Source organism: Paraburkholderia caledonica NBRC 102488, from assembly GCF_000685095.1.
Classification (GTDB): domain Bacteria; phylum Pseudomonadota; class Gammaproteobacteria; order Burkholderiales; family Burkholderiaceae; genus Paraburkholderia; species Paraburkholderia caledonica.
Map to the genome: position 1 here is coordinate 211,472 of NZ_BAYE01000013.1, position 7,040 is coordinate 218,511.

Sequence of the window (7,040 nt, forward strand, 5' to 3'; positions counted from 1 at the left end):
ATGAGCCGACAAAAAGTGCTGGCTTGCTGCGTCGCGGTTGCGGTGATGAGCGCCGCGCATGCTGAAGCGCCGCATCGATTTACCGATGAAGACCGGCAAGCGGTCGAAGCGGTTTTCATCCGGCAGGCGGAGGCTGCGACCGCGCATGACATCGATGCGTTCGCCGGCGTGCTCGCCTCGGCGCCGGCCGGCGAACCCGACCCGGTCGTGCTCCTCGCCCGTTCGTATCAGTTTTGGGGCAAGCCGGCGCTGATCGAGCATTTCAAGGACACCTTCAGGGCGTGTGGAAGTTCGAGCCCAATGTCGCGAAGATCCGCGTTGTTCCGCTGAGTGCTGACGTCGCGCAGCTGTACGCGCCCACTCGGGTCACGGCAGGCGCTTCCGAAGCCACGGCGAAAACCGCGTCGTTTCTCGTCTATGAAACGGCAGTGCGAACGGCCGACGGCTGGCGCATCGCATCGATTGTCCCGGTCCCCGCGCAATAGCAGCGCGTATTGCCTCATATTGCTCTCGTCAGCCAGGCCCGCTGTACCACAGCTGATGGGAGGGCAAACAGCATGAGCGATTTCGAGCTACCGGGACGATCGCTGGTGATCTGGAAGTAAAAGGCATGGCGTCGACCTCGCATTCCGCTCGCTTGTCGCCGGGGCGACGCGCGCGCCTTGTGCGAAAAGCCGCGATCGCCATGGTTTATCGAACGGCTACCGTAACCGCCTAGCACGCATGCGGTTGTGTCATTGTCGCTCAGGAACCCGGCGAGCATTCCGCCAGCGATCCGGGACATCCGCTTCAAACGGCTGCTTTGGGAATCGGCCACTGTCCCTTGTGGGTCGGAAGTACGCGCTGACGCGAGTGTCCGCTCCCGGGCCGCGAGATTCCACTGGCCGCTTTCCGGCGATGAAATTGGAGAGCGGGCTGACGCAGCCCGACCCGGTGCGGTCGCTCGTAGAGCAGTGGCCGTAGCGTCTGCTTCCGGCGGCTCACCCGACATCCGCCCAGGTCCGACCGACTTTCACCGTTTGGTCTTTGATAACGTCTCGAAAGAAGCGCCGGTACGGCGTTTGCCTATAGCCGACACAACTGCGAAGCATCGTATAGAAGCCGATAATTTGACAGTCGTCGCTGAAAGTGGCTTCACGACCGCCAAGGCGGCGACGATAAAGGCGCTGAAAACAATTCTTCTCGATTGACGCCATGCAAGGCAGACAGAAAGAGAACAAGGATAAGTTTGATCGTCAGCCATAGGTAGGGAACGCAGCCGCCGGACACAGACAGGAATAGGCCGAATACCCACGTGAGAAGGGCAGGAGCAGTCAATCGTCGATTCCAGCGCGAAAGCTGTCTGGCGCCGACTGCAGTCGATGTCCCCAGAGGCGGCAACAAAGCGGACGTGACTTCAGTGGCAAGCAGCCCGCCGATAAACGTAGCACCGCCGCGACATGGCAGGCCTTGATCCACACATAGAAAGCCGGGCTGCTCATTTAGCGCTGTGCGTGCAACCTACCAACATTGCGGGCAATAAATCGCCTGCATGGCGGTGATCAAAGCGCCTGCTTGTGCGGCCTTGGTGGAGTTGTGCGTCACGCGAAAGGCTCAGCTTTCGAAAGGTGCCCCAAGGAGCAGGTCGCAAACGTTGGGAATTTCCAGACCAGGCACAAGGCGACGTCCAACGTCGGCCAGACCTGTTCCGATGGCAGTGTGTGGCTTCCGTCTCGCGACCTCGGCTAGCGCCTCCGTGAACGCCCTCTTGAAGCCCAACCGCGGATAGAGCGCGAGCGTGTCGTCGATCAGTTGTGGTGAGATCTCGCCCATTCTAAGCCCCAGGACGTCGACGTGAGCGCCGAAGTGGACGAGCGCGACTTCCGGCTCCCTGCGATCGGCGATTTCGGCGGACGAGTGAAGGGCGATGGCATCCCAGACGATGTCGACCTTTGTCTTCGGATAGTCGTGCACATGCAGAAATCTGCTCGCGGCGTCGGCGCCATCCACTTCGAAGCGCTTGTCCGCAATGTGATCTTTCGACAGACCCAGGTCGTGAAGCAGCGACGCAAGATAAACCAGCTCGCGGTCGTACTTCATTTGCCGCTTTTTGCCGATGAACTCAGCGAACCACCATGTCCGGTGAACATGATTGAGAAACGGCTTCGAATGGGCTTGCTCGACGAGAGCGGCCGCTTTGCGGACGAGCTCCGAGTCCGGCGCAGTTACGCCGCCGATGATGACAGGGGTTTTCATTTACTTTCCTCAAAAGCCTGATTCGAAAAAATAGTTCACCCTGTCTTTGGCGGCAATGACAAACAGCCCTCGTCCTGGGACATTCGTTCGCTCGGACGGAAAAAGCATCTCTGCCGGGTTGCGCGTCAAGACTTCGGCTGTCCGAAGCGGCTGCGATAGTCCTGCGGAGACACGCCATAAACCTTTGAGAATGCCCGGCGCATCCGTTCGTCATCTCCAAAACCGGTCCGACGCGCGATGACCTGAATAGGATCGCGCGCGGATTCGAGCAGGCGTCTGGCCGCTTCTATGCGGATCTTCTCGACGGCCCTCGCAGGGCTTTCCCCGGTTTCGCGAAGATAGACACGAGCGAAGTTGCGTGGGCTCATCCGCGCTGCGTCCGCGAGTGCCGGAATGGATAAGTCGGCTTCGAGATGGGTTCGAATCCAATCGTGAAGGTCGTCGAATCGGCCGCGCGCGTCGCGCATCTGCTGACGCAGTTCCATGCTGAACTGCGATTGACCGCCGGGTCGCTTGAGAAAAAGAACCATGCCGCGCGCCACATTGAGCGCCGCCAGGTGGTCCAGATCGTCCTCGATCATTGCCAGCGCCATGTCAATCCCAGCCGAGACACCGGCCGATGTCCAGATATGATCGGAGGTGACAAAAATCGCGTCCGGCTTGACGTTGATGCTCGGGTGCTGGTCCTCGAGCCGGCTGCACGCAGCCCAATGTGTCGTCGCATCGCGGCGATCCAGAACGCCCAACTGGGCGAGGACGAATGCGCCCGTGCAGACGGAGCCGAGCCGACGAGGCCGATCGAGGTAACCCACGAGCCTCGCCCGAAGCGATGCAGTCGCGGCAGCGGGCATGATCAGGTCGGCGCCGGCTACGAGCAGCGTGTCGACAGAGTCGATCACTGCGTCGTCGAGCCGTACGGTTTCCACCCTGACGCGAGTATCGGTGGAGACCGGGCCGCCCGCCTCGGAGGCAAGAACGACCTGATAGGCGGGACGACCGTCTTCAAAGCAGGCGTCGCTGAATGCCTGCAGCGGACCAGATATGTCCATCAGCTTGGCACCGTCGTAAGCGACGATGACAACCTTGCGAGGTGCTTGCCCGTCCGAATTGTCGGTCTTAGCCATTTGCCTGAGGCATCGAGGTGTCGCGAGTTGCCCGGATTACAGATCCAGCCAGCAATCTTCGAGGTCCGCCGGCATGCACGACGACAGGGCCACCGGGAGCAACTGGCGGCGCATCCTGGCGACAGATTATAGGCATTTGGTATGCGGCAGCAATGACAATCACCCCTCTTTTTCTGCCGCTGTTGTGATAGGCCGGCCTGACTGGGCGTCTCGAGGGCGGATGGTTCGACGTGGGCTCACGCAATTCGCACTGAATGCGGGCAGGACGGGCACACACTACCATTCGGCAGGAAACGAGGTGCGAATGTCAATTGCGGAATGGTTCGTGATCCTATACTCGGCTGACCATATTGGCAGTCAGCTGCACAGGACATTCTCGTGATCTCAGATATCAAGGTACCGGACAGCAGCATTGTCCGCGAGGCTGAGGAGCTTGCACGCTCGGTCTCCAATGACACGCTCTTCAACCACGTGATGCGATGCTACTGGTTCGGCGAGCTGTTCGCGCAACAAGAAGGAACGAAGGTGGATAGCGAGCTGATGTTCCTGTCAGCCGTGCTGCACGATCTGGGACTTACCGATCATGCCCCCGGTCCTCACCGTTTCGAGATCGAAGGCGCGAGTGCAGCGCGGATGTTCCTTGTTGAGCGGGGAGTATTGGAGGATCGTGCGCAGAAGGTTTGGGACAACATCGCGTTACATACGTGGGATATGAATCATTTCAGGGGGGACACCAGCCGCCTGATGCAGCTAGGCCTGGCGTATGACGTCGCTGGCGTGACCGGCGCACGGCTCGACCCAGCGGACGTCGCCGAAGTGCTACGACGATACCCCCGCCGGAACTTCAAGCGCGCTTTCAACGAAATGCTCAATCACGAGGTCGACTGCAAGCAGCCGTACCCGCACTGGTTTCACATTTGCTCCCGCGTTGCGCACAATCGGTCGCCGCTCACAATCGTGGATGCACCGGTTGTGCTGGACTGGGCGCCGTTCGACGAATGAGCGGTGCTTCGAGCGCTTGTGCTGCTGGCAGAAATCGAGGGGTCAACGTCATTTGTGCGGCAGTTCGGCAAATCTATACTCGGTAGCAATAGCAGCATCCGAACGCTGCCTTCCTTTAAGCCCAGACCGTAGAAGTGGAGCAAGCCAAATGACCAGATACAGCGAATTCGAATTCAGGACGCAACCGTGGTTTGACCCGGCGTGGTTCGATCGGTCCGCCTTCCAGGGATTCAATCAGTTCATCCCTATGAAGACCATCGTGATCCACTGCTTTGATCCGCGGGCGTCCGAAATACCGCAGGCTGTCGCCGACTATTTCGGGGACGAAGTCTATCCGGGCGAAAACATTCTCGACGAAGCCGGCAACCGGATCGGCAACACGCGGACGCTGTTCGCCGTGTCGAACGCGGGTGGCCGTGCCTTTTCGGCTCTCCAATCGGTCGCTACGATGGACTATCTTTTCAAAGTACAAAACGTCGTGGTGGTGCATCACTCATTCTGCGGCGCGACGGCTTTCACGCCGGAGACTCTTGTCGACGAGTTCCATGATCACCACCACGCCGATATCTCAACAATGTTCGATCAGGATAGCCTCGCCATTTCACATTTCGAGGAGTCGATCAAACATGATGTCGAACTGCTTCGTGCCAGCCCGGCTGTACCAAAGGAGGTCAAGCTCTACGGCTTCTTCTATGAGATGAATTCTAGCGAGTTAACGGAAGTGGTGCGGGACATTCCAGCATAGCGGCGTCGCTGCTGGGCGAAGTATGGCAACAGACCGCAGCAATCAAGGCAGAAAGGGAGACATCGAACGACGCCTTCGTTCGCCTCGAAATGTGCATATACACACAATCACACGACGCGAAAATCAGCTCGCGTCGTGCCTCGGAACGCAATACCCCTGAACGTATGCAATGGAGAATCATCATGCAACAACGCAAGTACCTCATTACCGGCGCCACGGGCAAGACCGGCGTCCATACTGTCAACAACCTGCTCGAAGCCGGGCACGCGGTGCGCGCCATGGTACGCACCGAAGACGCGCGCAGCGCGGCGCTGCGTGCCGCCGGCGCCGAAGTAGTAGTAGGCGATCTGCTCAATCACGACGACCTGATTCGCGCCACCTCGGGCGTCACGGGGGCGTACCTCTGCTATCCGGTGCGCCCGGGCTTCATCCAGGGCACCGCCTATTTCGCCGATGCTGCGCGCCGCGCCGGCCTGGAAGTCGTGGTGGAAATGTCGCAAATATCCGCGCGCGAAAACGCGAAGAGTCATGCCGCGCGCGATCACTGGATCGCGGAGCGCGTACTGGACTGGTCGGGCGTGCCCACCATTCATATCCGCCCGACATTCTTTTCGGAATGGCTGATCTTCCCGTGGGTGCTCGACACCATCGTCAAGGCAGGACAGATCGCACTCCCGTACGGCGAAGGGCGCCATGCACCTATCGCAGCGGAAGACCAGGCCCGTTTCATCGCTACCGTACTCGCGCAGCCGCAGGAGCACGTCGGCAAGGCGTATGAGTTGTGCGGTCCCGTCGAAATGGATCACGGCGACATCGCGAACGAAATCAGCAAGGTCATCGACAGGAAGATCGTCTATCGCCCGGCCACGCTCGACGAATACCGCGCGCATTTGCAGAAGTACGATCTTCCCGAGTTTGCGATCCAGCACTTCATTGAAGTCGCCGTCGATTACCAGAACGGCGTGTTCAAAGGCTCCGACCACGTGATCGAACAGGTTACCGGGAAGGCACCACAAACGGTTGGGGAGTTCGTTCGCGCCAGGCGTTCGCTTTTCCGGCCGTGATTCGTTACGCCATACTCACCAAGGAGATTGAGATGAAGATCGAGAACTCCGTTGTATTTGTGACCGGCGCCAGCCGCGGACTGGGCCTCGCATTCGCGCGCGAGGCGCTTGCCCGCGGCGCGGCGAAGGTGTACGCGGGGGCGTACGCAATCCGGCGGCCTTCAGCGAGCCCGGAATGGTGCCCATCGCACTCGACGTGACGGACCCCGCTTCGGTCGAGTCGGCCGCGAAAGCCGCGCCGGATGTCACCATACTCATCAATAACGCAGGAATCGCGGAAATCACCGGGTCGCCATTTGCCGACAGCGCGGAAGATCACGCTCGCCGCATCTTCGAAACGAACTACTACGGCGTCATGCGAGTGACCCGCGCTTTCGAGCCCCGGCTTCCCGGCGACGGCAGCGGCACTATCGTTAACGTGCTTTCCGACGTCACCTGGCGTGCGGTGCCGATTCTTGCGCCGTATGCGGCGTCGAAAGCTGCGGCCTGGAGCCTCACCAACAACGTGCGAGCCCATCTGAAGGAAAGAAACATCCGCGTGGTGGGCTTGCACGTCGGCTTCGTGGATACCGATCTCACAAAGGACTTCGACGTTCCAAAGGCGAATCCCATCGATGTCGTCCGGCAGACGTTCGACGCGCTCGAAGCGGGCGAGAGCGAAGTGCTGGCGGATGCTGGTGCCCGGGCGTTGAAAGCGACGCTTTCTCTGGCAGCCCCGGGCTACATCGATCCCGATATCCTCGAAGGGAAGTGAGCGGGAAGAAGCGCCGCGGGTTCGCGGGGTGACGCGTAATACGGCGCTCGCTGGACAAGGCGTGATCGACCATCGCGCCTTTCTGACTCGAACGTCAGCAATACAGGGGCGCATTC

At 60.0% G+C, this 7,040-nt stretch carries 6 protein-coding genes and 1 pseudogene; 5 read left to right on the top strand and 2 right to left on the bottom strand.

Annotation, left to right across the window (positions count from 1 at the left end; all coding sequences use genetic code 11):
• Positions 1–330, top strand: coding sequence for a hypothetical protein (locus BCA01S_RS35200; protein WP_244146038.1), 330 nt, complete (start codon positions 1–3; stop codon positions 328–330).
• Between the two features lie 1,263 nt (positions 331–1,593).
• Here the strand turns inward: BCA01S_RS35200 and BCA01S_RS24390 are convergent.
• Both BCA01S_RS24390 and BCA01S_RS24395 read right to left on the bottom strand, forming a co-directional pair.
• Entirely contained in the window at positions 1,594–2,235 is a 642-nt protein-coding gene (locus BCA01S_RS24390; protein WP_027779170.1) for an HD domain-containing protein, read from the bottom strand.
• Positions 2,236–2,360: 125 nt separating this feature from the next.
• Positions 2,361–3,359, bottom strand: coding sequence for a GlxA family transcriptional regulator (locus BCA01S_RS24395; protein ID WP_027779171.1), 999 nt, complete (start codon positions 3,357–3,359; stop codon positions 2,361–2,363).
• Between the two features lie 378 nt (positions 3,360–3,737).
• Between BCA01S_RS24395 and BCA01S_RS24400 the strand changes: the two genes are divergently transcribed.
• The 4 genes and pseudogenes from BCA01S_RS24400 (at position 3,738) to BCA01S_RS35205 (ending at position 6,924) form a co-directional block, all read left to right on the top strand.
• A complete protein-coding gene (locus BCA01S_RS24400; RefSeq protein ID WP_027779172.1) occupies positions 3,738–4,361 on the top strand; it encodes an HD domain-containing protein in 624 nt (207 codons plus the stop codon).
• A 148-nt stretch (positions 4,362–4,509) separates the two neighbouring features.
• Positions 4,510–5,106 carry a carbonic anhydrase gene (locus tag BCA01S_RS24405; RefSeq protein ID WP_027779173.1) on the top strand — a complete coding sequence of 199 codons (597 nt, stop codon included), beginning with the start codon at positions 4,510–4,512 and terminating at the stop codon, positions 5,104–5,106.
• A gap of 182 nt (positions 5,107–5,288) precedes the next feature.
• A complete protein-coding gene (locus BCA01S_RS24410) occupies positions 5,289–6,170 on the top strand; it encodes an NAD(P)H-binding protein (protein WP_027779174.1) in 882 nt (293 codons plus the stop codon).
• 32 nt (positions 6,171–6,202) lie between these two features.
• Positions 6,203–6,924 (top strand): annotated as a pseudogene (locus tag BCA01S_RS35205) (SDR family oxidoreductase).
• Positions 6,925–7,040 lie beyond the last annotated feature (116 nt).

Bases quoted from the DNA above. Each gene is read 5' to 3' on its own strand.
- BCA01S_RS24410 (WP_027779174.1), top strand. From the start codon at position 5,289: ATGCAACAACGCAAGTACCTCATTACCGGCGCCACGGGCAAGACCGGC.
- BCA01S_RS35200 (WP_244146038.1), top strand. From the start codon at position 1: ATGAGCCGACAAAAAGTGCTGGCTTGCTGCGTCGCGGTTGCGGTGATG.
- BCA01S_RS24390 (WP_027779170.1), bottom strand. From the start codon at position 2,235: ATGAAAACCCCTGTCATCATCGGCGGCGTAACTGCGCCGGACTCGGAG.
- BCA01S_RS24405 (WP_027779173.1), top strand. From the start codon at position 4,510: ATGACCAGATACAGCGAATTCGAATTCAGGACGCAACCGTGGTTTGAC.
- BCA01S_RS24395 (WP_027779171.1), bottom strand. From the start codon at position 3,359: ATGGCTAAGACCGACAATTCGGACGGGCAAGCACCTCGCAAGGTTGTC.